This window comes from Pseudomonas sp. FG86, from assembly GCF_057808775.1.
Genome location: NZ_JBMDIS010000013.1, coordinates 22,713 through 48,175, shown reverse-complemented (window position 1 = coordinate 48,175; position 25,463 = coordinate 22,713). Strand labels below are relative to the sequence as shown.

Below are 25,463 nucleotides of genomic sequence, written 5' to 3'. Positions count from 1 at the left end.
CGCATTTGTCAACTTAGTCTCCTGAGCGAGAGCCTACCTGCCGGGGGTAGCGTCCCCGCAGCATAGGCAGGGGCCAGCGCCAGGTCTCCGTCCAATCCATTCGTGCGGGTTCCACATTGACGCTGGAGACGCAACCCAGGCCCGGCTATACCGAAACGGTTAAAGGCCAAAGGGCCGAAACGGCAAGGGAATGGGGTGCAAGGGGAAAGGCCCTACCTCGAAAAGGCGAAAAGGCCTCCCGGCCGGCCCCCCAGAGGACACCCGCATGCTCTCCCTGTTCCAGCGAAAACGGCCCCCGGTCGCTGCCCCGTCGCCAGCGCCCGCCACCGACCTCCCGAAAGGGTTGCTGCGGCCCGAATCGGCCGCATCGCTGCTGGCAACACCGCGCCGGCAGAAGCTGCTGGAACACATCTGGCAGCGCACGTCGCTGTCGCGGCGGCAGTTCGCCACCCTATACCGCACGCCGCTGGAGCACTACGCCGAGTTGGTCCAACAATTCCCCGCATCGGAAAGCCATCACCACGCTTACCCCGGCGGCATGCTGGATCACGGGTTGGAGATCGTCGCCTATGCGCTCAAGCTGCGGCAGTCCCATCTGCTGCCCATTGGCGGCAGTCCCGAAGACCAGGCGGCGCAGTCTGAAGCCTGGACTGCCGCAGTCGCTTATGCCGCGCTGCTGCACGACATCGGCAAGATCGCCGTCGATCTGCACGTCGAACTGTCCGACGGCTCGCTGTGGCACCCCTGGCACGGCCCGCTGCACCAGCCATACCGCTTCCGCTACCGCGACGATCGGGAATATCGGCTCCACAGCGCCGCGACAGGTTTACTCTACCGTCAACTGCTCGACCGTGATGCCCTGGACTGGCTCAGTGGCTATCCCGACCTGTGGGGACCGCTGCTCTACGTCCTGGCCGGCCAGTACGAGCACGCCGGTGTGCTGGGCGAACTGGTCGTACAGGCCGACCGCGCTTCCGTGGCCCAGGAACTGGGCGGCGATCCCGCGCGCGCCATGGCCGCGCCTAAGCACTCGCTGCAACGCAAGCTGGTCAACGGACTGCGCTACCTGCTCAAGGAAGAGCTGAAGCTGAACCAGCCCGAAGCCTCCGATGGCTGGCTCACCGAGGACACGCTGTGGCTGGTGAGCAAGACGGTATCGGACAAATTGCGTGCGCATCTGTTGTCCCAAGGTGTCGATGGCATCCCCGCGAACAACACCGCGGTGTTCAACGTCCTGCAGGATCACGGCATGCTGTGGCCCACGCCCGACGGCAAGGCGATCTGGCGTGCGACCGTGACCAGTTCCACCGGCTGGTCCCACTCGTTCACCTTGTTGCGCCTCGCGCCCGCGCTGATCTGGGAGCCACGCGAGAGGCCGGCGCCGTTTACCGGCACGGTGTCGATCGACGCGGCGGCCACGGCCAAAGAGGCCGATGTGTCCGCCACCATTCCGCCGGCAGAAGCGCAGTCCGCTTCGGAGGGCCAAGAGGTTCCGCCATGGGAGAAAGGTAACTCCTCTCCTTCAACGGAAGGTGAGCCGCTGCCCGACGCGATGGAAGACATGCTTTCGATGGTGGGCATGGGGGATTCACCCGCGACCCGGCAGGATGCTGAAGCACTTTCTGAGCTGGTGTCTGCCGCGCGTACCGAAGCGCCACCCTTGACCACCCCTCAGCGTTCGTCCCCAGCGCCGACGCCCAGGACAACGCAGCCATCCGGAGAGCACTTCATAGCGTGGCTGAAACAGGGCATCGCTTCCCGCCGGCTCATCATCAACGACGCGAAGGCGCTCGTGCATACCGTGAGCGGCACCGCCTATCTCGTCAGCCCAGGCGTCTTCCAACGCTATGCGCAGGAGCATCCGCAAGTGGACGCACTGGCCAGGCAAGAAGAGCAACAGGATTGGCAGTGGGTGCAGAAGCGCTTTGAAAAGCTCCAACTACACGTCAAGCACCCCAATGGCCTGAACATTTGGACGTGCGAAGTCACCGGGCCAAGAAAGTCCCGCCGCCTGCACGGATACCTTCTGGAAGATTCGAGCCTGCTTTTCCCGGAAACGCCTCCGAGCAATCCCTATCTATGCCTGTTGGGTGACACCAAACACGGCGACGAGACTTCAGGAAGGTGACGAGGGTCAACATGAACTTCTCAACTTCGCCGGGACTGGCTCCCACGCCATACCTTCATTCGGAGGGAGTCAAAGGCGCCATCAGCGCAGCGATGATGGGACAAGGCAGCGCCTCTCCCGTCTCTTCGCACCTCACCAGCATGTCCCGCAGAGCGCCTCGCATGCGCTCAAGATCGCCGACCTTCTCATCGATCTGGTCAAGGCGCCGCCGTGTCACCGTCTGAATAGCACGGCGATTCCGCCCATCCTCCAGGTCCAAGAGCGATTTCACCTCGTCCAGCGAGAACCCAAGGCTCTGAGCGCGCTTGATGAAGCCGATCCGCTGGATCATCGAACCGGGGTAGCGCCGGAAGCTGCCGGCGTTTTTCGGAATCGGCAAAAGGCCACGTCCCTGGTAGTAGCGGATTGTCTCCACGCCGACGCCAGCGACCTTCGCCAGCCTGCCGACCGTCATCCAATCACCCAAACCTTCGTTCATCGAGCGATCCACTGTCTATTCACGAGCAACACAGGATAACGCAGTACCGCGTAGTTGACCCTTGCCTCCATTTGATCCAAATCAATTTCCCGCAGCTCAGTTGGGAATATGATCACAGGTGTCAATGGGTCAATAGGCCGCACATGCGCACACTTCTCAACCACCGCAGGATTCGCGCCATCGCGTGGATGGTGCTCGGGGTATGGCTGTTTGCGCTCGGGGCCGGGGTGGCCAATGCCTGCCTTCTGGAGTCTCCGCAGCAACATCGGCATGCTGTCGGATATGAGCATGTCCCATCGTCCGGGCATGGAAATCATGAAGGCCTCCATGGTGAGCACGAAGAAGGTTCCCACGACCCGTCGAAGGCCCCGTGCCTGAAGCTCTGCGGCGACGTCAACCAGTCCGCCATTCAGAAAGCACCAACCTTCGCGTTCGACCTCGTCGGTTTGGCGCCTCCCGCCTATGGAGACCAGCTGCTGGCTCCGACGTTGGCTCTGCGAGCCATCCCATCGAGGGGTCACGAGCGGCCTCCTCCAAAGCAGCCTTCCTGGCTGCTGTTTGAGCGTCTCGCGCTGTAGCGCCTCCTTTTGAGTTGCCGTGTCGGTCACAGCCGGCGCACAACTCATAAGCCTTGACTCTGTACCCGACTACGGAGTTTTCATAGGGCTTTGTCCGCTTGCGGCGACATCGGTTTCGCCCCAATGGCAGGCACCCGCGGCTAAAGGAGAGAGAAATGAAATTCACGCATTCGATCGCGGCCATCGTTGGCGCCGCACTGGTCACCTTGTCTGCGTTCGCGCAGGACAACCATCAGGCCCATCACCCCGCAGGTGCGAGTCCGACTGCGGCCGAGACGCCAAGGGCGCCGACCACCGAGGGCATGGATGCGCAACTGAAGTCGATGCAGGCCATGCACGAACGGATGGTGGCTGCGAAGACGCCTGCGCAGCGCAAGGCGCTCATGGCCGAACACATGCAGGCCATGCGGGCTGGCATGGCGATGATGGGCGCAATGAAGGATGGAGCCGAGTCGGCGCCGACAGCTGAGCGGCAGCAAATGCTCGAAATGCGCATGGACATGTGCCAATCTATGATGCAGATGATGATGGACCGGATGCCTGAGCCGGCGATGTGAGGAGGACAACCATGACAACTTCTCACCGCACCGGTCCAAGGTTTTCGCGCTCGCGATGGTTCCTGGGCTTTCTGGTCTTCCTGGCCGTGAGCATCTACATGCTGCTGACGGAACACCGCGGGCACTACCTGGCCGCGCTGCCACTGGTCCTCTTGGCGACTTGCGTCATCGCTCATGTGCTGATGCATCGCCATGCCGTACCAGGCGACGGTAGCAAGGCGAATTCACCGTACCCGGGAGAGCGCAAATGAACCACGATGCGCCCGCTTATGGGCTTTGGCTGCTCGTCCTCGTGAACTCGGCGGTCTTCATCATGTTCGCCTTCAGCTTCTTCAAACCGCAGACCTCGCGCGACTGGAGAACCTTCGGGACATTCGCAGCGTTCATTGTTGCCTTGTTCGTCGAGATGTACGGCTTTCCGCTGACGCTGTACGTGCTGTCCGGCTGGCTTCAGACCAAGTATCCCAGTCTGGACTTGCTGTCGCACAACAGCGGCCATCTCTGGTCGACCCTGCTGGGCGAGAGCGGCGACCCTCACTTCAGCCCGCTTCATATCGCAAGCTACATCTTCATCGGGGGCGGCTTCTGGCTTCTGTCGAGCGCCTGGACGGTGCTCTACCACGCGCAACGGCACGCCCAACTTGCCGTGAGCGGCCCATACGCCAGGATTCGGCACCCGCAGTATGTGGCCTTCGTGGCGATCCTTTTCGGCTTTCTGCTGCAGTGGCCGACGCTGTTGACGCTGCTGATGTTCCCCTTCCTCGTCGTGATGTATTCGAGGCTGGCAGTCAACGAGGAGAAGGACATGCGCAAGCAGTTCGGCGCCGAGTTCGACGCCTATGCCGCGCGCACGCCGCGCTTCCTTCCCTCCCTCTCGGACACGCGCCAGCGAGGCTGACATGAAGAAGACCCGCTGGCGTCAGCGCATCAATCGACCGTACCTGGCTGCAGCCTACGGACTAGGCGATGGCTGCGGCTCCCGCTCGGATGCGGACATGAGCGCCGCGCCCCGCCGGGCGTCGACACACGCAATGCTGATCGCCTGCGACCAGACCTAACGGAGAACCCATGGCAAAGAACAAGAAGGGTGCCAAAGGCGCCAAGCACAAGGCCGATGTGGACGGCACCGGCACTGCCCACGGCTCAGCGCGCGACGAGACAGCGACACGCTCGATCGGCCGCGAGGACTACGAAGCACAGTTGCACATGCTGCAGATCGAACTGGTGAAACTGCAGCGGCATTTCATCAAATGCAACGACCGTATCCTGATCCTCTTGGAGGGAAGGGACGGCGCAGGCAAGGACGGCAGCATCAAGCGGCTGGTCGAACACCTGAGTCCTCGGGAAACACGGGTCGTCGCGCTAGGAAAGCCCTCCGACCGGGATCGCACGGGCTGGTACTTCCAGCGCTACGTCCCGCACCTGCCAGTTGGCGAAGAGCTCGTGGTGTTCAACCGCAGTTGGTACAACCGTGCGGGCGTGGAACCGGTGATGGGCTTCTGTACCGCCGAGGAGCACGAGGAATTCATGAACTCAGTGCCCAAGTTCGAGGAGATGCTGGTCAACTCCGGCATCAAGCTGCTGAAGTATTACCTCGACATCGGCAAGAAGGAGCAGAGCCGCCGGCTCGGGGAACGCCGCCGTGATCCCCTCAAACAGTGGAAGTCGAGCCCGGTGGATGCCGTCGCGCTGAAGCACTGGGACGGCTATACACGGGCGCGCGACGAGATGTTCATGCGCACCCATACGGCCGCGGCGCCCTGGTCTGTCGTGCACGCCGACAACAAACGGTTGGCGAGGCTCAACCTGATCAGAGACATCCTCTCCCGGCTGCACTACGCCGGCAAGAAGCACAAGGTCATCGCTCCCGACCGGGAGATCGTCTTCGAGTTCTCGCAGGACTGCCTGGACTCGGGCCGACTCGCTCGTTGAGACCACGAACACAGCGAACAGGAAGAACAGCCATGAAGTCGATCAACGTTGAAGTCGGAGGGCTCGTATCGAGCCTGAGCGCGGAGGGAGTACGCCGCAAGCTGCTGCAGCTTCCCGGCGTCCATCATGCAGATGTCAACTATGTTGCGGGAAGCGCAACGGTCCATCTCGATGAGGGACAACTCAGTGTCGAGGATCTGCGCCAGCGCATCGCCGAATGCGGCTATCACTGCCGTGGCGAGCAGACGCCCAAGCACGTGTGCGCGCCCGCCGCTGGCGTCTCTGCCGACCCCAGCCATGCGGTGCACGGCCATCACGGCGCACCCGCACGTCAGGCGCAAGAGATGGGGCATGAGGGGCACCACGCGCATGCCCCCGCCACGGCCGCACGCGCGAAGGCTGCGGCCACGACGCCCGCCGCCCATGCTGCGCACCAGGCCCACGCAGGCGACCCTGCGATGGCCGACATGATGCACGACATGGGCCACGGGTCGGGCTCGATGCAGGACATGGCTCGGGACATGCGCAATCGCTTCTTCGTGGCCCTGGTCTTCGCCATTCCCGTGTTCTTCTATTCCCCGATGGGGAAGATGTTCGGCGACTTCCAGACGCCGTTCGGGCTGGACGACAAGCTCTTTCTTTTCTTCCTCGCAAGTGCCGCGATCATCTATCCAGGTTGGCCTTTCTACGTGGCGGCGTGGCGCGCGCTGCGCAACGGCGTCGCCAACATGGCCACGTTGGTCGTGCTGTCGGTGGGCACCGGCTACCTGTTCAGCATCGGCGCGACCTTCTTCTACGAGGGTGAGGTGTTCTATGAAGCGGCATCGGTGCTGCTGGTCTTCATCCTGCTGGGGCACTGGCTGGAGATGCGCGCCCGCGCGGGCGCATCCGACGCGATTCGCGCGTTGATGGATCTCGCCCCACCCATGGCCACGGTCGTGCGCAACGGGGTGGAGACCAAGGTACCGACCGCCGAGGTTGCAGCCGGGGAACTGGTCGTGATCAAGCCCGGCGACAAGATCCCGGTGGATGGCGAGATCGTCGAGGGCGCGTCGCAAGTGGACGAGTCGATGCTGACGGGCGAGTCCATGCCGGTCAAGAAGGGCGTGGGCAGCACCGTCGTAGGCGCCAGCATCAACAAGAGCGGGAGCTTTCGCTACAAGGCCACGAAGGTCGGCGCGGACACGGCCTTGGCGCAGATTGTCAAGCTGGTCCAGGAGGCCCAGAACTCGAAGGCCCCCGGCCAGCTGCTGGCCGACCACGCATCCCAGTGGCTGGTGCTGGCGGCGATCGTGATTGGCCTGCTGACCTTCAGCGTCTGGTACTGGGTGATGGGACAGACATTACTGTTCGCACTCACCCTGACCATCACCGTGTTCGTGATCGCATGCCCTGATGCGCTGGGGCTGGCCACCCCGATGGCCATCATGGTCGGGACCGGGCTGGGCGCAATGAACGGCATTCTCTTCAAGAATGCGGCCGCATTGGAGAACGCCACCAAGTTGACGGTCGTGGTGTTCGACAAGACCGGCACCTTGACACTGGGGCAGCCCGATGTCGTCGAGATGGTGGCCGCGCCCGGTGTCGAGGAGACGCGGCTTCTGGCGACGGCCGCCGCAGTGGAGAAGTTCTCCGAGCACCCCCTCGCGCTCGCAGTGCTCAAGCGTGCGGGAGACATGCCGACGGAGGTCACCGAGAACTTCACCAACATCGATGGGCAAGGCGCACGGGCCACTATCGGGGGCGAGACGGTGCTCCTGGGCAACCGGCTGCTGATGCAGTCGGAACAGGTGGATCTGGCCCCCCTTGCCAGCGAGGCGGCGCGGCTGCAAGGCGGGGGGCGCACTGTGGTCCACGTCGCGCGCGGTGGCCGGCTGATCGGCCTCATCGCGATCGCCGATGCCGTGCGGCCGACCTCGCGCGAGACGATCGCCAAGCTGCAGGCACGCGGCGTGAAGGTCGCGATGCTGACCGGGGACAACCAGGCGACCGCCGAGCGCATCGGCAAGGAACTGGGTATCGACATCGTGCTTGCGGATGTGTTGCCCGGGCAGAAGGCTTCCAAGATCAAGGAACTGCAGCAGCAGGGTCACAAGGTCGGCATGGTCGGCGACGGCATCAACGACGCTCCGGCGCTGACGCAGGCCGACGTGGGCTTTGCGATTGGCGCGGGGACGGACGTTGCGATGGAAAGCGCCCAGGTGGTGTTGATGAAGAGTGACCCCTACGACGTGGTCGGGGCCATCGAACTGTCCCGGGCGACGCTGCGCAAGATGCACCAGAACCTCTGGTGGGCCGTGGCCTACAACGTGATCGCCTTCCCGCTGGCCGCCGGGGTGCTGTATCCGTTCACCTTGTCGCCCGAGGTCGCTGCATTGTCCATGTCGGGCAGTTCCGCGATCGTCGCGATCAATGCGCTGATGCTCAAGCGCACGCGCCTGCCGGGGATCAAGCGCGTGACGTCGCGTGCCAGTGTCCCAGCGGCCGCGTCAGCCTGAGCGGCGGGCCACCATGGTAGAGAGCCGCGCCATGCGATCACCGCGCGAATCCGGGCCCACCCGCCAGCAAGACCTCGGCGTCGCGCAGCTGGGTTGGCTCGCTGCGGCCGTATTCGTCGTCTCGGCCGGATATGGGGCACTGATGCCCTTGATCCCCGACTGGCTGCGGCCCTTGATGGGCGACGCGGATCCTGCGACGCTTGCGCGCCATGTCGGCTACCTCAGCGGCATCTACACGGCGGGCATACTGCTGGGTGCGCCCCTGTGGGGCATGCTGGCGGACAGGCTGGGGCGTGCCCGCGTGTTGCTGGTGGGCCTGATCGGCTACGTGGCCAGCCTGCTCCCGCTGCTGCGCCCCGAGTCCCTGGGCGTGATCGGCATCTATGCGCTGCGCGGCGCGACGGGCTTTTTTGTGGCCGCGGTCGTGCCGGTGGTGCCGGCGCTCGTCGCGCAGTACACCGCAGAATCGATTCGCGCCAGGCGCTTTGCATGGCTGGGTGCGATGTCGCTGCTCGGGTTCCTGTTCGGCCCCGGCCTGAACGCCGCTGCAGAACGGCTTGTCGGCCTGGGCTTCTTGAGCGTGCTGGTACAGGGCTCATCGACCACGCTCGTGATCGCACTCTCGGCCGCGCTCGGCGCGCTGATGATGCTGGGCCTGGCCGCAACGCTTCCCGCACCTTCCTCCCTTGGAGAGGCGGACGCAGCCGATCACGACGGAGCACCCCGGAGCCGCTCCCTGGCGCTCTGGATTCTCAACGGTGTGGTCATGTTCGTGCTTGCCGGCTTTGAACTCGGCATCGTGCTGCAGGGCCAGCGCCACCCCGATCTCTCCTCCCGAGAGGTGTCGTTGATGTTCGCCGAGTGCAGTCTGGTGATGCTGGGCGTCAACGCGGTGCTGTTCTTCACCGGCCTGCTGGAGCGCGCCGACCCACGCCGCGTACTGGCCTGCGGCATGGTCCTGGGCATCGCCGGGCTCCTGATGCTGGCCCGCCATGGCAGCGAGATGTGGCTGTACGTCGGCGTGAGTTTCACGGCTGCGGGCACGGGTCTTGTGCTCCCCACCCTGGCCTACCTCGCTGCCGGCACCTCGGCGCGGCGGCTCGGTATCGCGATGGGAGGGCTCGCCGCGGCAGCCGGCCTCGGACAAACACTGGGATCGGCCGCCACCGGATGGCTCTTCGGCGCTGTGATGCAGAGCACCTTTGCGTGGCTGTCGATTCCACTGGCCGCCACACTCGCGCTGCTGCTCATTCCGCGGCATTGGTGGCCAGCCAACCCCGTCCTGGTGAGCGCTTCACCGTCCCGCACTTTTCTCACTTCCACGGAAACCGAACCATGAGACTGATCCTGATGTCCCTGCTTGCAGCGCTTGCCCTGTCGCTGAGCGGATGCGGCTACAACGACTTCCAGCGGCTGGACGAGCAGACCAAGTCCGCCTGGTCCGAGGTGCTGAACCAGTACCAGCGGCGCGCCGACCTGATCCCGAACATCGTCGCGACCGTCAAGGGCGAGACCAACTTCGAGCAGGAGACGCTGACCAGGGTGGTCGAGGCCCGCGCGAAGGCGACCTCGATCCAGGCCACGCCGGAACTCGTCAACAACCCCGAGGCGTTCCAGAAGTTCCAGGCGGCACAGGGCGAACTGTCCGGCGCGCTGAGCCGGCTGCTGGTGGTGAGCGAGAACTACCCGCAACTCAAGGCGAACCAGGCTTTTCAAGACCTGCGTGCCCAACTTGAGGGCACGGAGAACCGCATCACCGTGGCGCGTGGGCGCTACGTGAAGGCGGTGCAGGATTACAACGTGCTCACGCGCAGCTTCCCGACCAACATCACGGCCAAGCTGTTCAGCTACGACGTCAAGCCCAATTTCTCGGTCGCCGACGAGAAGGCCATGGCGGCGCCGCCACAGGTCGATTTCGGCGCCTCGGCGCCGGCGGCGCGCCCCTGACATGAGAACGCCCAGAACAGCGGTGCTCTCTCCGGCGGCCCCTCTTCGGCTGGCCCACGCTCTGGCCTGGCTGCTGCTGAGCCTGTTCCTTTCGGTCGCGTCCGCGCAGGAGTTGGTCGCCGTTCCCCCGCTGCAGGCGCGCGTCACCGATCTCACGGGAACGCTCGCCGCCGATCGTGTCGCCGCGCTGGATGCGCAGCTTCGGGCCTTCGAGCAACGCAAGGGCGTGCAGATCGCCGTGCTGATGGTCCGCTCGACGCGGCCCGAACCCGTCGAGCAGTACGCCCTGCGGGTGGTAGAGCAATGGAAGCTCGGCCGTCGCAAGGTGGACGACGGCGCGTTGCTCCTGGTGGCCAAGGACGACCGCACCCTGCGCATCGAAGTCGGATACGGCATCGAGGGTGCGCTGAGCGACGTGGTATCGCGGCGCATCATCGACGAGGTGATCACGCCGCGCTTTCGCCAGGGCGATTTCGACGGCGGCATCGCCGCAGGCGCCGAACAGATCATGCGGGTGATCGATGGCGAGGCCCTGCCTGCGGCGGACCCACGGCGCCAGGGGCAGACCAACGACATCGGGCAGGCCTGGCCCTTCCTGTTCGTCGCGGCCCTGATGCTGGGCGGAGTGCTGCGCAACGCCCTCGGCCGCCTTCCAGGCTCCCTGGTCACGGCTGGCGTGCTGGGTGCCGCTGCGTGGCTGTTGGTGGGCACCTTCGCGGTGGCCGCGGTGGCTGGACTGGCGGGATTCCTCGTCACGCTGCTGGGCATCGGCATGGGTGGCCACGGCGGCCTGCACGGGCGCCACCGGGGAGGCGGCTGGCCGGGCGGAGGATTGGGCGGTGGTGGCGGTGGATTCCGCGGCGGCGGCGGCGGCTTCGGTGGCGGCGGCGCGTCAGGACGGTGGTGAGATGAACATGCAACGACTTCTTCGCCACCTTGCGACCACGGATCGCGCAGTCCGCCGCGCCTTCCCCCCGCGTGCCCTGGATGCGATCGAGCAGGCCATCCGCACGGGAGAGTTCCAGCATGGGGGCCAACTGCGCTTCGTGGTCGAGGGTGCGCTGGACGGATCGCCACTGTGGCGCAACCAATCGCCGGGCGAGCGGGCGCTGGACCTGTTCGCACGCCTGGGTGTGTGGGATACGGCGCACAACAGCGGCGTCCTGATCTACGTGCTGCTGGCCGACCGGGCCGTGGAGATCGTGGCCGATCGCGGCATCCATGCCTGTTGCGGTGCCGAAAGGTGGTCGTCTGTGTGCCAGCGCATGGAAGCCCAGTTTGCGCAGGGACGCTTCGAGGCCGGAGCCCTGGAAGGCATCGTGGCCGTCAGCCACCTGCTGGTGCAGCACTTTCCGCGGGGCGCGGACCACGGCAACGAGTTGCCGGATCGGCCGGTCCTTCTTTGAACGACAACATCCTTGGAGACCTACCATGCAACTTCAGTTTCTGGGTGCCACCGGCACCGTGACCGGTTCCAAATACCTGCTGCGCCATGGCGACGCGACCATTCTGGTGGACTGCGGTCTGTTCCAGGGATTCAAGCAGCTGCGCCTGCGCAACTGGGAGCCGCTGCCGGTCGCGCCCAAGACCGTCGACGCGGTCGTGCTCACCCACGCCCACATCGACCACAGCGGCTACCTGCCACTGCTGGCGCGACAAGGCTTTCGCGGCCGGGTTTACTGCACGTCCGCGACGCACGAGCTGTGCAAGATCCTGCTCACCGACAGCGGCCATCTGCAGGAGGAAGAGGCGAAGTTCGCCAACCGGCACGGTTTCTCCAAACACCAGCCCGCGCTGCCGCTGTACACCCGTGAGGACGCCGAGCGCTGCCTGAAGCTGTTCGCGCCACGTCCGTTCTCTCAGGACTTCGAGGCGCTGCCCGGACTCACCGCGCGGTTGACGCCTTCCGGGCACATGCTCGGCTCGGCCTTCGTGCACCTCAACGACGGCCGGCGATCCGTGCTCTTCTCCGGCGACATCGGCCGGCCTAACGACCCGGTGCTGCGCTCGCCGGTGCAGGTCCCCGGCGCCGACTACCTGCTGGTGGAATCCACCTACGGCAACCGCAAGCATGAAGCGTCCGACGCACTGGCGCAGCTGGAGACTGTCATCAACAAGACGGCCGCCCGTGGAGGGGTCGTGGTCATCCCCGCGTTCGCTGTCGGCCGAGCGCAGAGCCTGATGTACGGCATCTACCAGCTCAAGAAGCAAGGGCGCATCCACCAGCACCTGCCCGTGTACCTGGACAGCCCGATGGCCATCGATGCCACACGGCTGTACCACGCCCATCGCGACGAGCACCGGCTCTCGCCCGAGGAATGCGAGGGCATGTGCCATGCCGCGAAGATCGTCAACAAGGTCGAGGATTCCAAGGCGCTCAGCGCCGGTCGTGGACCGATGGTCATCATCTCCGCCAGTGGCATGGCCACGGGAGGACGCGTGGTGCACCACCTCAAGTCATTCGCGCCCGACCATCGCAACACCATCCTGTTCGCCGGCTACCAGGCGGGCGGCACCCGTGGCGCCGCGATCGTGCACGGCGCGTCCACCGTCCGCATCCATGGCCAGGACGTGCCGATCCGCGCCGAGGTGGCCTCGCTCGACAACCTTTCCGCCCACGCCGATGCCGACGAGATCCTCGCGTGGATGCGCGGCTTCACGCAAACACCGCGCCGAACCTTCGTGACCCACGGCGAGCCGGAGGCGGCCGATGCGCTGCGCGCGCGGATCGACCATGAACTGGGCTGGTCGGTTGCCGTGCCCGAGTACCTGCAGACGGTGGATCTGGTATGACGGCGCACCTGCACGAGACCGGCACCGGAGAGGATGGCGTGAACACGCTGCAGGCGTGGCGCACCGGCATCGACACCCATCAGGAGCCGGTGGTCTACATGCGGCGCGACTGCCCTGTCTGCCGGTCGGAGGGTTTCACGACCCAGGCGCGCGTGCAGCTGACGGCCGGCCGCCGCAGCATCGTGGCGACGCTCAGCGTCGTCGATGGGAATTGGCTGGCCGAGAACGTCGCTGGCCTGTCCGAATCGGCATGGGCGTCGCTGGGGGCGCAGCCGGGCCAGCTGGTCACGGTGACCCATGCACCGCCGCTGGATTCGCTCAGCCATGTCCGGGCCAAGGTCTACGGCAATGCCCTGGGCGATGCCGAGTTCAGCGCCATCATCTCCGACGTCGCGGCGGGCCATTACTCGGACCTGCATCTGGCCACCTTCATCACCGCCTGCGCCGGCGATCGCCTGGACCTCGCGGAGACAGTCTCGCTCACGAAAGCCATGATTGGCGTCGGTGACCGCATCGATTGGGGGCGCCCGCTGGTGGTGGACAAGCATTGCGTCGGCGGCCTGCCCGGCAACCGCACGACCCTGCTCGTGGTGCCCATCGTGGCCGCCTGCGGCCTCACGATGCCCAAGACCTCCTCGCGCGCCATCACCTCGCCGGCCGGGACGGCCGACACGATGGAGGTGCTGGCGCCGGTGAACCTGGATGTGCCGAGCATGCGGCGCGTGGTCGAACGCACGGGCGGCTGCATCGTCTGGGGCGGCTCGGTACGGCTCAGCCCCGCCGACGACATCCTCATCCGCGTCGAGCGGCCGCTGGACCTCGACAGCGAGGGCCAGCTCGTCGCCTCGGTCCTGTCCAAGAAGGCCGCCGCGGGCTCGACCCATGTGCTGATCGACCTGCCCGTGGGTGCCACCGCCAAAGTGCGCAGCGCGCAGGCCGCGGCGGCGCTCGGTCGGCGCCTGCAGGAGGTGGGCAGCGCCATCGGCCTGCACGTGGCCTTGCGCGTCACCGATGGTGAGCAGCCGGTCGGCCGCGGGATCGGCCCGGCACTGGAGGCCCGCGACGTGCTGGCCGTCCTACAAGGGACGCCCGAGGCCCCGGCCGACCTGCGGGAGCGAGCGTTGCGGCTGGCGGCGGACATCCTCGAAATGGGCGGTGCAGCGCCCGCCGGCGGCGGCCTGACGCTCGCCGCGCAGGTGCTGGCCGACGGCCGCGCCTGGGCCACGTTCCAGGCGATCTGCGCTGAGCAGGGCGGCCTGCGCAGCATCCCGGTGGCAACGCATCGGCACACCGTCGCATCGCCGTCCACGGGACGGGTCTCCCGAATCGACAACCGGCTGCTCGCGCGGGCGGCCAAGCTCGCCGGAGCACCGACCGCCGCTGCCGCCGGCATCGACGTGCATGCGCGCCTGGGCGACCAGGTCGAAGCGGGACAGCCGCTCTTCACGCTGCACGCCCAGGCGCCGGGCGAACTGGCCTATGCGCTGCAGTTCGTCCGCTCGCGCCCACCGATCTTCCAGATTTCGGAGAACCTATGAAACCTCTCGTTTTTCACCTGCCGGGCGACGAAGACTTCGCCGATGGACTGATCCGGGCGTTGGGCGCGCAGCGGGCTGCCCTGCAACTGCACCGGTTCCCGGACGGCGAGTCGCTGGTGCGGCTGGACGCCGACGTCACCGGCCGCACCGTCGTGATCGTGGCCAGCCTGGCCCAGCCGGACGCCAAGGCGCTGCCCTTGTTGTTCGCCGCGGACGCAGCGCGCGACCTCGGCGCCACCCGCGTGTTGCTGGCTGCCCCGTACCTGGCGTACCTGCGTCAGGACCGGCGCTTCAACACGGGCGAAGCCATCACGTCCCGCACGTTCGCTGCGCTGGTGTCGACGGTGTTCGACGGTATCGTCACCGTCGATCCCCATCTGCACCGCTACCGCTCGCTCGGCGAGGTCTACCGGGTGCCGACCCGTGTGGTCCAGTCCGCGCCCGCCATCGCGGCCTGGGTCGCAGCCCATGTGGACCGTCCCGTGTTGATCGGACCCGATGCGGAAAGCGAGCAATGGGTCCAGGAAGTCGCGCGCTTGGCTGGCGCGCCGTTCACGGTGTTGCAGAAGATCCGCCGGGGCGACAAGGACGTGGAGGTCAGCCTTCCCGACACCGCGGCCCTGGCAGACCGCCAGCCCGTGCTCATCGATGACATCGTGTCCAGCGCGCGCACGATGATCCAGGCAATCGCCAGTGTGCGCAGCGTGGGATTGCCGCCACCGGTGTGCATCGGGGTGCACGCCCTATTCGCCGCCGACGCGTACCACGCACTTCTTGCGGCAGGACCCCAGCGGGTGGTGACCTGCGACACCGTGCCGCATGTCTCCAACGGCATCAGCGTGGTGGCACCGCTGGCGACAGCGGTGCAGGAACTGATGGAAGCCGGCGCGCCATGAGCCGCTGCGCCGCGCTCGCCATGACGCTCACGATCGAGGGGAGATGACTGCCCATGTGCTTTTCCGCACCCGCCAGTTTCACGTCCGCAGCGGTTCTGCTGGGCCTGGGGACCGTCACCATGCGCCGGGCCCGCTCACGGCGCGAACTGCCGTATGCCGCCATCCCGCTGCTGTTCGGGGTCCAGCAACTGCTCGAAGGCATGCTGTGGCTGACGTTCCCCGACCGCGCGCCCTTGCTGAACGTGGCGCTAACGCATCTCTACTCGTTCTTCTCGCACGTCCTGTGGCCGATCTACGTCCCGCTGGCTGCGCTGGCGCTGGAGAGCGTCCGTTGGCGCCGTCGGGTTCTGGTGGCCATTGCAGTCGCGGGCGCGCTCGTCGGTCTGTACCTGCTGGCGATGCTGGTGAAGCTGCCCATCACGGCCCGCGTGGTCGGCCAGCACATCCTCTACGACTCTCCGCACTTCTACGTGATGACCACGATGGCCCTGTATCTGATCGGCACCTGCGCAAGCCTGATGGTTTCTAGCCACCGGCGCGTGGCGGCTTTTGGGGTGGCCGCCTTTGTCTCCGCAATCGCCGCCTACATGTTCTATGCAACCTGGTTCATCTCGGTGTGGTGCTTCTTTGCCGCTGTGCTCAGCTTCATCGTGCTGTGGCAGTTCCGTGAGCCCCGAGCGAGGCTGGCCGTGCCATGACGAATCCTCCGGCCAGATTCAAGCCCGCACTGGCCTACGCGGACTGCGGCCGCACGCAGGGCCCGATGCGCCGCGCGGCGTTCTTCACGGTTCAGTTGCTCGACGGATTCGAGACCATGCGCGATGCGGTCGCCGGCCGGCTGCCGACGGTATTCGCGCAAGCGGAACTCGCGCAAGGCACCAAGACCGGGCACTTCATCGCCGCGTTCTGCATCCTGTCCCTGCACCGGGTAATCGAGGAGGGCTCATGACCGCACAAAACCGTCTGTCCGTTCTGTTCTCCGACATCGCACCGGCGGACCAGGCCGCGCTGCAGCAAAGGCTTCCGACCCACTGGCACGCGCACTTCGTCCAGAACGAACGCCTGGTGGTATCCGATGTCGGCGATGAAGACACCGAGGTGCTGTGCGTCTTCGTGCGCACGCGCGTTGACGAATCAGTGCTCCGGTTGCTGCCGCGCGTGCGGCTCGTGGCAACGCGCTCCGCGGGCTTCGATCACATCGACCTGCAGGCTTGCCGCCGACGCGGCATTGCCGTGTGCCACGTGCCGGACTATGGGTCTGCCAGCGTCGCCGAACATGCCTTCGCGCTGCTGCTGGGCGTGGCTCGCCATCTGACACAAGCCCACGAGCGGGCGCGCCAAGGTTCTTTCGCTTACCGCGGCCTCACCGGCTTCGAGCTGGAAGGCAAGACGCTGGGCATCGTCGGGCTGGGCCGGATCGGGCGCCACGTGGCCCGTATCGCCCTGGGCTTCGGCATGGAAGTTCTCGCGTACGACCCGGCCCTCGCCCCATCGCTCGACATCACGGCAGCACCCATCGCCGGCGTCCGCGTGGTGACGTGGGAGCAGATGCTGCAAAGCAGCGATGTTCTGAGCCTTCATGTTCCGGCCACGCAGGCCACGCACCACCTTCTCGATGGCCAGGCCTTCGCGCGCATGAAACCGGGCATGGTACTGATCAACACGGCACGGGGTGCGCTCATCGACGAGGCCGCCCTGCTGCACGCACTGGAGGCAGGTACCGTCGCCGCAGCAGGACTGGACGTGCTGGAACAGGAAGGGGATCTGTCTCCCGAAGTGCCCACGGGCTGCGGCGGACTGGGTTGCGATACCGGCTGGTCGGCATCCAGCCCACTGCTGACGCATCCGCGTGTGCTCGTGACACCGCATGTCGGGTTCAACACGTCGGAGGCGATCGCGCGCATCCTCGACGAGACCATCTCGAACATCGCAGCCTGGCATGCGGGCCGCCTGCGCAACAGGTTGGATGAGCCATGACGCGACCGAACCGCCCCGTTTCCACCGTGCGTCTTGCGGGCCGCCCAACGCAACGCTCGGCGCTGCGCCGGGCCACGCAGATCGCTATGGCCCTGAGCGGGTTCCTGCTCTGGGTGGCCTGGCACCGGGGCCTGATGCGCTGCGATACCCACCGGGCGGCCGACCGCTTCGCCGAAGTGCTGCAGCGATTGGGCACGACCTTCGTGAAGCTGGGCCAGCATCTCAGCCTGCGGGCCGACATTCTGGCGCCCGATGCGCAAGAGGCTCTGGCCAGCCTGCAGGCCAATGTGGCGCCGTTTCCTCCCGAGCAGGCGGTCCAGGAGGTCGAGGCGGCGCTCGGCCGCCCATGGCAGCAGGTCTTCGCACGCTTCGACATGCACGCGCTCGCCGCGGCCTCGATCGCCCAGATTCATCGTGCAGCCCTGCCGGACGGGACGGAAGTGGTGGTGAAGATCCGCCGCCCTGGCGCGGCCGAGCAGGCCGAGACCGACATGCGCATCCTGCGCCGCATCGTCCTGGTCATGCAGGGGCTCGTGCCCTCGCTGCGTCGCTGGGGGCTGGCAGCCATCGTGGACGAGGTTGCGGCCAACTTCCGCTACGAGATGGATTTGTCGCGCGAGGCAGCTTCCGTGCGACGTTTCGCCGACGCCTGGCGCGGCTCTGCCGACATCGTGATCCCCGACGTGGTGGACGGCCTGTGCACGCCGACCGTCATGGTCCAGCAGTTCAGCCACGGAGCTCACCTGCACGGTCTGCCTTCGTCCACCGCGGTGGCGGCCGCGGGCAAACTCGTGGACAGCTACGTCGCCCAGATCTTCCGCGATGGCTTCTTCCACGGCGACCCCCATCCCGGCAACGTCTTCGTGATGGACGATGGCCGCATATGCCTGCACGACTTCGGCATCGTGGGCCGGGTCGACGGCAACATGCGGCGGGCGCTGGTGGCGTTCGCCCTGGCCTTCGTCGAGCAGGATGCCGAATGGGTGGTCGATGCCTGGCTCGACCTGGGCCTGCTCGGCGACGGCACCGATCGGGCCGTGTTCGTGCCTGTCGTGCGTGCCCTGGTCGCAGACTGCGCACAGAGGCCGCTGAAGGACTGGTCGCTCTCAGGTGCTCTCGCGCAGCTCGTGGCGGCGGGCCGGACCCAGGAAGTCCGGCTGCCCAGGGACCTCCTCGTGCTCACGCGTACCCTGTTGTTGCTCGAAGGGACGGTGCGCCTGCTGGCACCCGAGTTTTCCATCATCGAAGCCATCTCTCGCCACACGACCACGGGCGTCTTCGACGAGCCCAAGTCTGCGGCATCGCAGCGTCTGCCCTATGAACTGGGGAACGCGGCCCACGCCCTGCCCTCCCTGCTGGCGCGGCGTCTGCACAGCGTCTTGCGGCAGGGTGACCTGCTGCAACTGTCGATCAAGCCGGATGCCAGGATGCTGAGCGGGATCGACCGCCTCGGCCGTCGCGTCGCGCTGGCGCTCGTGACGCTCGGCCTGTACATCGCATCGAGCTTGTTGATGCAGCACGGCGTGGGCCCGCGCTGGGGCGACATGCCGGTACTCGCGCTGCTGGGCTATGCGCTGGCGATCCGGTTCACGTTTTCCATCGCGCGCAGCCGCGGCTGAGGCGCCTCATCAAGCAAGGAGTCAGGCATGAACAAGGTCAGAGTGGCGGTGAACGGATACGGTGTGATCGGCAAGCGGGTGGCGGATGCGGTCGCACTCCAGGAGGACATGGCGCTAGCCGGCGTCGCGGATGTGGTGCACGACTATCGCCTGCAGGTGGCCGCGCAGCGCGCTTTCCCGATTTACGCGGCGACCGCTGAAGCCGCACAATCGATGCGTGCTGCGGGGCTTCCTGTCGCGGGCGATCTGGCCGACCTGCTCGCCAACGCGGACGTCGTGGTCGATTGCACACCCAAGAAAGTCGCCGCGGTCAACAAGAGGGCGTACGACGCTGCCGGTGTGAAGTCCATCTTCCATGGCGGCGAGTCCCACGCGTTGACCGGTCATTCGTTCGTCGCGCAGGAGAACTACGCAACCGCGATCGGCCGCACCTCCACCCGGGTGGTGTCCTGCAACACGACGTCGATCGTGCGCACCCTCGGGGCGCTTCGGACAGCGGGCCTGCTCAAGCGAGCCCGCGGGACGCTGATCCGCCGGGCTTCCGACCCGTGGGAGGCGCATGCGGAGGGCATCATCAACACGCTCGTGCCGGAGAAGACGATCCCCAGCCATCAGGGACCGGACGCGCGCACTGTGATCCCGGACCTGGACGTCGTCACGATCGCGGTCAAGGCGCCGCACAACAGCAGCCACCTGCACACCTGGTGGGTCGAACTGACGAGGCCGGCCACGCGCGACGAGGTGCTGGCGGCCTTTCGCGCTGCGCCACGGATCGCGTTCGTGCGATCCTCGGATGGTCTCGTGGCCCTCAACAGCACGGTGGAACTGATGGCCGATCTCGGCCGCCCGCGCGGCGACCTGTGGGAGGTCGCGTTGTGGGAGGACGTGCTTTCGGTCGAAGGCGATCAGGCGTACTACACCTACCAGGTCTTCAACCAGGCGATCGTGATTCCCGAAACCATCGATGCCATTCGCGCCTTGAGCGGCATCGAGACCGATCCCCAGGTGTCGATGGCGCGCACCGATGCTTCGCTGGGACTGCAGCGTGATTTCATCCGCGACCGCGTCCAGGTTCGACGATGAGTGAATTCGATGATCCCGCGCTGGTCGGGCTCGGGCTGGCACTCGCTTCGGGACTTCTGATCGGCCTGGAACGGGGATGGCAGCAACGCGAGCGGCCCGAGGGACATCGCGTCGCGGGCGTTCGCACCTTTGCGCTGATCGGCCTGCTCGGCGGCCTTGGCGGGCTGCTGGCCCAGCGCTGGGGAGCCGGCATGCTCATCGCGCTGCTCGTACTCGTCGGGGTGTATCTGGTGGTGGGCTACCTGGTGACGGCGCATATGCATGCCGTGATGGGACTGACCACGTCCGTCGCCGCCCTTGCGACTTTCGCCATCGGGGCGCTGGCGACCAGTGGCGCTTGGCGCGTTTCGGCGGTCGCCGCCGTGGTCGTGCTGGCGCTGCTGCGTTTCAAGCAGCTCTTGCACGCCGGCGTCGGCAAGCTGTCCGAGGCGGAGATCAGCAGCGGCACGCAGTTGCTGTTGATCAGCGTGGTCGTACTGCCCGTACTCCCTGATCGTGGCTTTGGCCCCTATGAGGCGTTGAATCCCTATCGCCTTTGGTGGGCCGTTGTCCTGCTGGCAGTGCTGTCGTTCGCTGGGTTCGTCCTGATGCGCTCGCTCGGCAGGAAACGAGGGCTGGTATTCACAGCGCTGCTCGGCGGGATCGTGTCGAGCACCGCCACCACGGCCACGTTGGCGCGCTGGGCCGGGCAGACGCCAGGCTGGCGTCCACTGGCAGCGGCGGGGGCGGCGCTCGCCTGCGCAGCCATGTTTGCGCGCATGGCGGCTCTCGTCGCCATCGCAGCCCCCGGCATCGGCTGGGACCCGGTGGTCATCTTCGTGGCCATGGCCGTGGCTGGCGGTGTTCTGGGGACGTTCCTGGCGGCGCGGTCGCCCGCCGACGACTTGCCCGAACTTCAGCTTGGCAACCCATTGCAGCTGCGCTCCGCGCTCCAGTTCGCAGCCTTCCTGGCCGCGGTGATGCTGGCAGGCCGCTTTCTTGCCGATCGCTTCGGGGATGCCGGCGTCATGCTGACCGCCGCTGCCTCGGGTCTGGTGGACGTCGATGCGATCACGCTCTCGATTGGCCGCCTGGTGACCGAGGGCGCCGTCACCGCCGCTTCGGCCACCCTGGCCTTGTTCATCGCCGCATCCGTCAATCAGGTCACCAAACTTGTCCTGTTGATGTCGCTGGCCGGTAGGGCGCTCGCATGGAGAGTGCTGCCGTCGTACGCGGCCATGGCTGCTGCTGGCTTTGCCGTCGCCCTGGGCTTGACCTGAAACAGCGATCAGCTATCGAAGGCCACCGATCGCGCCAGACTCTCCTGCGCTTCAAGAGCAGACAGCCTGCCCTTGAGCGCCGCCTGGATGACGCCGAAGGCGTCACCGCCCAGCGCCACCCGAAGCGGTGGCTTCTCGCTCGTGGCCGTGTCGAAGATCCGGTGCGCGATCTTCTGCGGATCGAGCGTGTACAACTCGTCACCCGCGTTCTCGAACATCGCGCGAATCTGTCCAGCAGGCGTGTCCTGATAGGCGGGGTTCGCCAGCGCGTACTGCAAATTGCGGCTGAAGCTCGTGCGTGCGCCGCCCGGTTCAATGAGTGTGACGAAGACCCCAAACCCCTCCAGTTCCTGGCGAAGGCATTCGCTGAAGCCTTCCAGACCCCATTTTGCGGCGTGGTAAAGACTGCTGGTCGGCAGGGAGCCTTGGCCACTGGCGCTGGAGATTTGGATGATCCGACCGGCTCGCCGTGTGCGCATGGCGGGAATGAAAGCCCGCGTGACGTGCACCGGCGCCAGCAGGTTGAGGCTGATCTGCCCTTCGATGTCCGCGTCGGAAAACTCTTCGGTGGCGCCGATGATGCCACCGCCGGCGTTGTTGACCAGGACATCGACCGGGCGGCGGGCCTCGGCGCGCTGGACCACGGGTGCGATGTCCCCCTTTACGGTCACGTCGAGCCGTTCGACAACGAGCTGGTCACCGTAGCGTGCTGCCAGGTCGTCGAGCGTCTCGGGACGCCTGACGGTGGCCGTGAGGTCATCCCCCGAAGCCAGGATGATTTCAGCAAGATGGCGACCGATGCCGCTGGATGCGCCGGTGAGGAACCAATGTCTGGACATAAATGCACTCCTGTGGTTTACTTACCAACTAGTTTGTAAGTTAATGGCGCCCGTGTCAAGCGATGATGGGTGCTCGGATGAAATGTTGTTGAGGAGTAACGGCCCATGGCCAAGAGACGTCCCGCCGAGACCCAGCAAATGCTGCTGGACGCTGCGCTGGGGGAATTTGCCGAGAACGGGCTGGCGGGGGCACGAATTGACCGGATCGCGGCGGCTGCAGGCATCAGCAAGCCGATGCTTTATGTCCATTTCGGGGACAAGGAGGCTCTCTTCGACGCCGTGCTCAGCCGGGAAATCCTCGCCGCGGCGCAGGACGAGCGCTTCGATGCGGACGATCTTCCCGGCTATGCAGGGCGCACCTACGATTTGCTCACCGAGCGGCCGCACCTATGGCGGCTCATGACCTGGTTCCACCTGGAGCGAGGCCAAGAAGTGCTCCTGCTTCCCGCCGGTCACAGCGTACTGGAAGCCAAACATGCGGCCATCACCGCTGCCCAGGCGGAAGGACGCATCACCGCGGATTTCACGCCTGATGAGATCGTGCGACTGGTAGCGACGGTCGTGCAAACGTGGTGCATGGCACCGGCGGCGAGGGATTCGCAGGAGCACGAGGCGCGCAGACGGGCGATTCAGTTGGCGATTGCGCGGATGCTGTCGCCTGGCGAATCCCCCCTCCAGCGCGGGAAAATGGTTGACGCCTCGCGCTGAACCCGGACAAGGAAGTGCTACTTGGCACGGGAGGACGACATTCAGGCGCGACGTGGCCATCGGTCCCACAGCCATTCGTCAGACATCCGAACCCAGTGCGACCTGGCAACGCACATGCAGGAGCAGAGTGCGTCGGCGCAATCAGCGCATGGTCGTGGGTCGTGCTGGAAGGGGGTTAAGCCGAGACCGTGATGACGCGCGGGTCGCCACGCCCCTGCACGGCCGCCCACTCCTCGGCGCTCAGCAAGCTCTGCGGATCGACACCGAGCCCTTGAGCGGCCTCCGCCGCGACGTGCGCCCACGTGCAACGGTTCGCGAACAGCATGCCGGCCACATCGAGTGTTCCGCCGCGCGCCTGGTAGCCCAAGGCACGGGTCTGCCGCGCCCCTGTATCGATCCGGCGCATCAGGCCCAGCGTCGGCTCGGGTCGCATGTGCGAGACGATGACGCGCACGGCGGCAGTCTCCGGGAACAGGGCGCGCAAGGCCTGGTCGCCGGCCACAAAGTCCTGCTCGCGTTCGTCGCGGGGTGCTCTGAAGCGGCCCGGCTCGATGACGCAGGTCACTGCGGTCCGATGTCCAGCGGCTTCGAGGCGCCGCCCCGCAAGCAGGGCCTGCTGTAGCTGGTATGCGCCGATGGCAACCAGCAACACCTCGGGGGCGTCGCAGGGCTTCACCACCCAACCACCCTGATCGACCAAGCGTTCGGCCTGCTCGGCACTCAACTGGCTGGCGACGGCCCGCTTGGGAACGACCAGCGTCCAGAACTGGCCATGCGAGGCGTAGGCCGCGCGCAGCGCCGCAACGGCACTGTTGGCATCGACCGGGAACAACACGCGCGAGGTGTCGGACATTTCGCCCAACAGCGCTTCGGCCAGCGTCGGATCCTGGTGCGACTGCTCGTTCTTGCCGTTCTCCCAGGTGTGGGACGTCGCAACCGTGACCACCGACAGCCATCCGGGTGGTGTGCCTGCCTGCGCCTGATGTCGCGCGAACAGGATTTCCTGGCGCAGCGCGCCCAGCATCTTGACGGCAAATGCCTCGTAAGAGACGACCAAGTTGATGCCGCCCTTGTTGCCCAGCGCCGCGCTGACCACCGCTTCTTCGTTGAGCGCCGTGATCACGGCGCCATCGACGGCCTCCGCCAGGCCCGGTTCGGGCGTGAAGACGCGGTGTTTGAGCAGGTCCAATGTCTGGCCCATGCGGTTGCTGCGCAGCTCGTCCGGATTGCCCACCCGCGGACGCAGCTGTGGGTTGGCTTGGACGAGGGCCGCGAAGGCTCCGTCGAGTGCCGCCATTGGCGAGACCTCGCCCTGGCCCGCAACATGCCACTGCGGAACCGGAAGTCTGGGGGCCGCCACCTGGCGGTGCGCCAGGGCATGGTCCCGCTCCAGGGGACGATGCTGCACTTCGTGCTGGCACAGTAGTGCCACCGCTTCGTCGAGTTCGTGCGACGGCACGAAGAGAGCGCGAGCACCCTCGTTGAATTGCTGAAGCGCTATCTGGTCGACCCGGGGGTTCCCCTCCAGCGGGAGGTTGTGCGCGGCATTGGTTCCAGCACCGGGGAAGCCGAATCCCTTGGGCGCTTCGGCGATGGTGTAGTGGAGGGGTACCGGGTACTGAACGGTGCCCTGCGAAACTCCAGCCGCGCAGGCCGACAACCGCTCCTCCATCGCGTGAACGGCCCAGGCGAACGCGGCGGGGTCGGTGCCGTCGATCTCCATCGGGTCGAAGCCGTTCAGCCGCAGATGCTGGTGGAACCATTCTCGGCCCCCCTGCTGCTGCATGGTGCTGCGCTGTTCGATGCGGCGACCGTTGAGGATCATGAACGGAGCCACGAAGCCGCTGTCTTCTGCCCGCCACCAGCGCGGCGCCCAGTCACTGCCACGCTGCTCCTCGAAAGCGCCGTCGCTGAGGAACACCACCAGCCGCTCGCCGGGCAAGGGCATGTGCACGTACTGCAGTTCGGCAAAGCCGAGATAGCCGCCCTCGGACAGACCGCCTGCCGTATTCGGGCCGACGTGGCTGCCCAGCGGCGAGGCGGGACGCCCCTGTGCGTCGATCGCGTAGCTATAGAAATCCCGGGCAAAGCGCGTGAGGCCGCTTTCGCTGCGGTCGTATCTCTCGGCGTGGCGCGGCGTCATGTTGCCCACCAGAAGGTTGCAGGCATCGATGCCCGCGACGCAATGGCCCTGGCCCATCAACCAGCCACGCGTCAACCCACTGAGCGCGTTCGCGGCCAGGTAGCCGACATAGGCCGGCACGATGTTCAGCGACCCACCGGTATGCCCCTCCGGCGTCTCCTTGAAATCCTCGGCTCTCATCCCCCGGCCATCGGGATAGACCCGGTCGGCATAGGTCATGTGAACCGTCAACCACATGCCTGCCACGGCCAGGCGGTCCGCCGCCCACAGCGTGCGATACACCGCGGTTGTGTCGCTCGCCTTGCCTTCGGCAACCAGCACCTGTGCGAGATCGTGGACTCGCAGTTGCGTGAGATCGTTGTGGGTGATGGGGCCGTGGCCGCGCGCCCAGCGGGCGAACTCGGGATCAGACTCGCGGAACACGCGGACGCGCTCGGCGACCCAGGGAAGCTCGTGGTTCATGTGGAAAGTCCTTGAGAGCCGGCACGCA

General features: G+C 66.2%; 25 protein-coding genes. 22 read left to right on the top strand and 3 right to left on the bottom strand.

What is annotated here, in order from left to right:
* Window positions 1–265 precede the first annotated feature (265 nt).
* The gene (mobH, locus tag ACODSV_RS11460) at window positions 266–2,128 is read left to right on the top strand and encodes a MobH family relaxase (protein WP_034137614.1); all 1,863 of its coding nucleotides are present in this window, start codon (window positions 266–268) and stop codon (window positions 2,126–2,128) included.
* 55 nt (window positions 2,129–2,183) lie between these two features.
* On the opposite strand, the gene ACODSV_RS11455 is transcribed toward mobH, so the two are convergent.
* Complete coding sequence (locus ACODSV_RS11455) at window positions 2,184–2,606, bottom strand: MerR family transcriptional regulator (RefSeq protein WP_034137613.1); 423 nt, start codon at window positions 2,604–2,606, stop codon at window positions 2,184–2,186.
* A 143-nt stretch (window positions 2,607–2,749) separates the two neighbouring features.
* On the opposite strand from ACODSV_RS11455, the gene ACODSV_RS11450 reads away from it, so the two are divergent.
* The 20 genes from ACODSV_RS11450 to ACODSV_RS11355 all read left to right on the top strand — a co-directional run bounded on the left by ACODSV_RS11450 (window position 2,750) and on the right by ACODSV_RS11355 (window position 21,283).
* Window positions 2,750–3,184, top strand: a complete 435-nt coding sequence (locus ACODSV_RS11450) for a hypothetical protein (protein ID WP_182363203.1) — start codon at window positions 2,750–2,752, stop codon at window positions 3,182–3,184.
* 155 nt (window positions 3,185–3,339) lie between these two features.
* The gene (locus ACODSV_RS11445; RefSeq protein WP_034137612.1) at window positions 3,340–3,741 is read left to right on the top strand and encodes a hypothetical protein; all 402 of its coding nucleotides are present in this window, start codon (window positions 3,340–3,342) and stop codon (window positions 3,739–3,741) included.
* A gap of 11 nt (window positions 3,742–3,752) precedes the next feature.
* The gene (locus tag ACODSV_RS11440; protein ID WP_034137611.1) at window positions 3,753–3,992 is read left to right on the top strand and encodes a DUF2933 domain-containing protein; all 240 of its coding nucleotides are present in this window, start codon (window positions 3,753–3,755) and stop codon (window positions 3,990–3,992) included.
* Window positions 3,989–4,639: a methyltransferase family protein gene (locus tag ACODSV_RS11435; RefSeq protein ID WP_003090238.1), complete on the top strand. Its 651-nt coding sequence runs from the start codon at window positions 3,989–3,991 to the stop codon at window positions 4,637–4,639. The genes ACODSV_RS11440 and ACODSV_RS11435 overlap by 4 nt, the downstream gene beginning before the upstream one ends.
* A gap of 1 nt (window position 4,640) precedes the next feature.
* Window positions 4,641–4,799 carry a hypothetical protein gene (locus ACODSV_RS11430; protein ID WP_170245403.1) on the top strand — a complete coding sequence of 53 codons (159 nt, stop codon included), beginning with the start codon at window positions 4,641–4,643 and terminating at the stop codon, window positions 4,797–4,799.
* Window positions 4,800–4,809: 10 nt separating this feature from the next.
* Window positions 4,810–5,673 (top strand): polyphosphate kinase 2, encoded by an 864-nt coding sequence (ppk2, locus tag ACODSV_RS11425; protein ID WP_003090242.1) that lies wholly within the window; start codon window positions 4,810–4,812, stop codon window positions 5,671–5,673.
* Between the two features lie 32 nt (window positions 5,674–5,705).
* Window positions 5,706–8,171 (top strand): heavy metal translocating P-type ATPase, encoded by a 2,466-nt coding sequence (locus ACODSV_RS11420; RefSeq protein ID WP_023098532.1) that lies wholly within the window; start codon window positions 5,706–5,708, stop codon window positions 8,169–8,171.
* A gap of 31 nt (window positions 8,172–8,202) precedes the next feature.
* Window positions 8,203–9,510: an MFS transporter gene (locus tag ACODSV_RS11415; RefSeq protein ID WP_080761414.1), complete on the top strand. Its 1,308-nt coding sequence runs from the start codon at window positions 8,203–8,205 to the stop codon at window positions 9,508–9,510.
* On the top strand, window positions 9,507–10,118 hold the full coding sequence (locus ACODSV_RS11410) for a LemA family protein (protein WP_023087277.1): 612 nt from the start codon (window positions 9,507–9,509) through the stop codon (window positions 10,116–10,118). The genes ACODSV_RS11415 and ACODSV_RS11410 overlap by 4 nt, the downstream gene beginning before the upstream one ends.
* A 1-nt stretch (window position 10,119) precedes the next feature.
* A complete protein-coding gene (locus ACODSV_RS11405; RefSeq protein ID WP_034137609.1) occupies window positions 10,120–11,025 on the top strand; it encodes a TPM domain-containing protein in 906 nt (301 codons plus the stop codon).
* 1 nt (window position 11,026) lies between these two features.
* Window positions 11,027–11,524, top strand: coding sequence for a TPM domain-containing protein (locus tag ACODSV_RS11400; protein ID WP_034137662.1), 498 nt, complete (start codon window positions 11,027–11,029; stop codon window positions 11,522–11,524).
* 25 nt (window positions 11,525–11,549) lie between these two features.
* The gene (locus ACODSV_RS11395) at window positions 11,550–12,911 is read left to right on the top strand and encodes an MBL fold metallo-hydrolase (RefSeq protein WP_034137608.1); all 1,362 of its coding nucleotides are present in this window, start codon (window positions 11,550–11,552) and stop codon (window positions 12,909–12,911) included.
* Window positions 12,908–14,449: a thymidine phosphorylase family protein gene (locus ACODSV_RS11390; RefSeq protein ID WP_034137607.1), complete on the top strand. Its 1,542-nt coding sequence runs from the start codon at window positions 12,908–12,910 to the stop codon at window positions 14,447–14,449. Before ACODSV_RS11395 ends, ACODSV_RS11390 begins: the two co-directional genes overlap by 4 nt.
* The gene (locus tag ACODSV_RS11385; protein WP_003090267.1) at window positions 14,446–15,345 is read left to right on the top strand and encodes a ribose-phosphate pyrophosphokinase; all 900 of its coding nucleotides are present in this window, start codon (window positions 14,446–14,448) and stop codon (window positions 15,343–15,345) included. The genes ACODSV_RS11390 and ACODSV_RS11385 overlap by 4 nt, the downstream gene beginning before the upstream one ends.
* Window positions 15,346–15,398: 53 nt before the next feature.
* A complete protein-coding gene (locus ACODSV_RS11380) occupies window positions 15,399–16,043 on the top strand; it encodes a DUF6629 family protein (protein ID WP_034137605.1) in 645 nt (214 codons plus the stop codon).
* Window positions 16,040–16,294 carry a hypothetical protein gene (locus ACODSV_RS11375; RefSeq protein WP_009516033.1) on the top strand — a complete coding sequence of 85 codons (255 nt, stop codon included), beginning with the start codon at window positions 16,040–16,042 and terminating at the stop codon, window positions 16,292–16,294. Before ACODSV_RS11380 ends, ACODSV_RS11375 begins: the two co-directional genes overlap by 4 nt.
* On the top strand, window positions 16,291–17,322 hold the full coding sequence (locus ACODSV_RS11370) for a hydroxyacid dehydrogenase (RefSeq protein ID WP_034137604.1): 1,032 nt from the start codon (window positions 16,291–16,293) through the stop codon (window positions 17,320–17,322). Before ACODSV_RS11375 ends, ACODSV_RS11370 begins: the two co-directional genes overlap by 4 nt.
* Window positions 17,319–18,941, top strand: a complete 1,623-nt coding sequence (locus ACODSV_RS11365) for an ABC1 kinase family protein (RefSeq protein WP_034137603.1) — start codon at window positions 17,319–17,321, stop codon at window positions 18,939–18,941. The genes ACODSV_RS11370 and ACODSV_RS11365 overlap by 4 nt, the downstream gene beginning before the upstream one ends.
* 27 nt (window positions 18,942–18,968) lie before the next feature.
* The gene (locus ACODSV_RS11360; RefSeq protein ID WP_023098524.1) at window positions 18,969–20,024 is read left to right on the top strand and encodes a type II glyceraldehyde-3-phosphate dehydrogenase; all 1,056 of its coding nucleotides are present in this window, start codon (window positions 18,969–18,971) and stop codon (window positions 20,022–20,024) included.
* Window positions 20,021–21,283, top strand: coding sequence for an MgtC/SapB family protein (locus ACODSV_RS11355; protein ID WP_023098523.1), 1,263 nt, complete (start codon window positions 20,021–20,023; stop codon window positions 21,281–21,283). Before ACODSV_RS11360 ends, ACODSV_RS11355 begins: the two co-directional genes overlap by 4 nt.
* An 8-nt stretch (window positions 21,284–21,291) precedes the next feature.
* Here ACODSV_RS11355 and ACODSV_RS11350 read toward each other — a convergent pair whose 3' ends face one another.
* Window positions 21,292–22,122 (bottom strand): SDR family oxidoreductase, encoded by an 831-nt coding sequence (locus ACODSV_RS11350; RefSeq protein WP_003090276.1) that lies wholly within the window; start codon window positions 22,120–22,122, stop codon window positions 21,292–21,294.
* Between the two features lie 105 nt (window positions 22,123–22,227).
* On the opposite strand from ACODSV_RS11350, the gene ACODSV_RS11345 reads away from it, so the two are divergent.
* On the top strand, window positions 22,228–22,830 hold the full coding sequence (locus tag ACODSV_RS11345) for a TetR/AcrR family transcriptional regulator (protein WP_034137602.1): 603 nt from the start codon (window positions 22,228–22,230) through the stop codon (window positions 22,828–22,830).
* A gap of 175 nt (window positions 22,831–23,005) precedes the next feature.
* On the opposite strand, the gene ACODSV_RS11340 is transcribed toward ACODSV_RS11345, so the two are convergent.
* Window positions 23,006–25,435, bottom strand: a complete 2,430-nt coding sequence (locus ACODSV_RS11340; RefSeq protein ID WP_034137601.1) for a phosphoketolase family protein — start codon at window positions 25,433–25,435, stop codon at window positions 23,006–23,008.
* Between the last annotated feature and the right edge of the window lie 28 nt (window positions 25,436–25,463).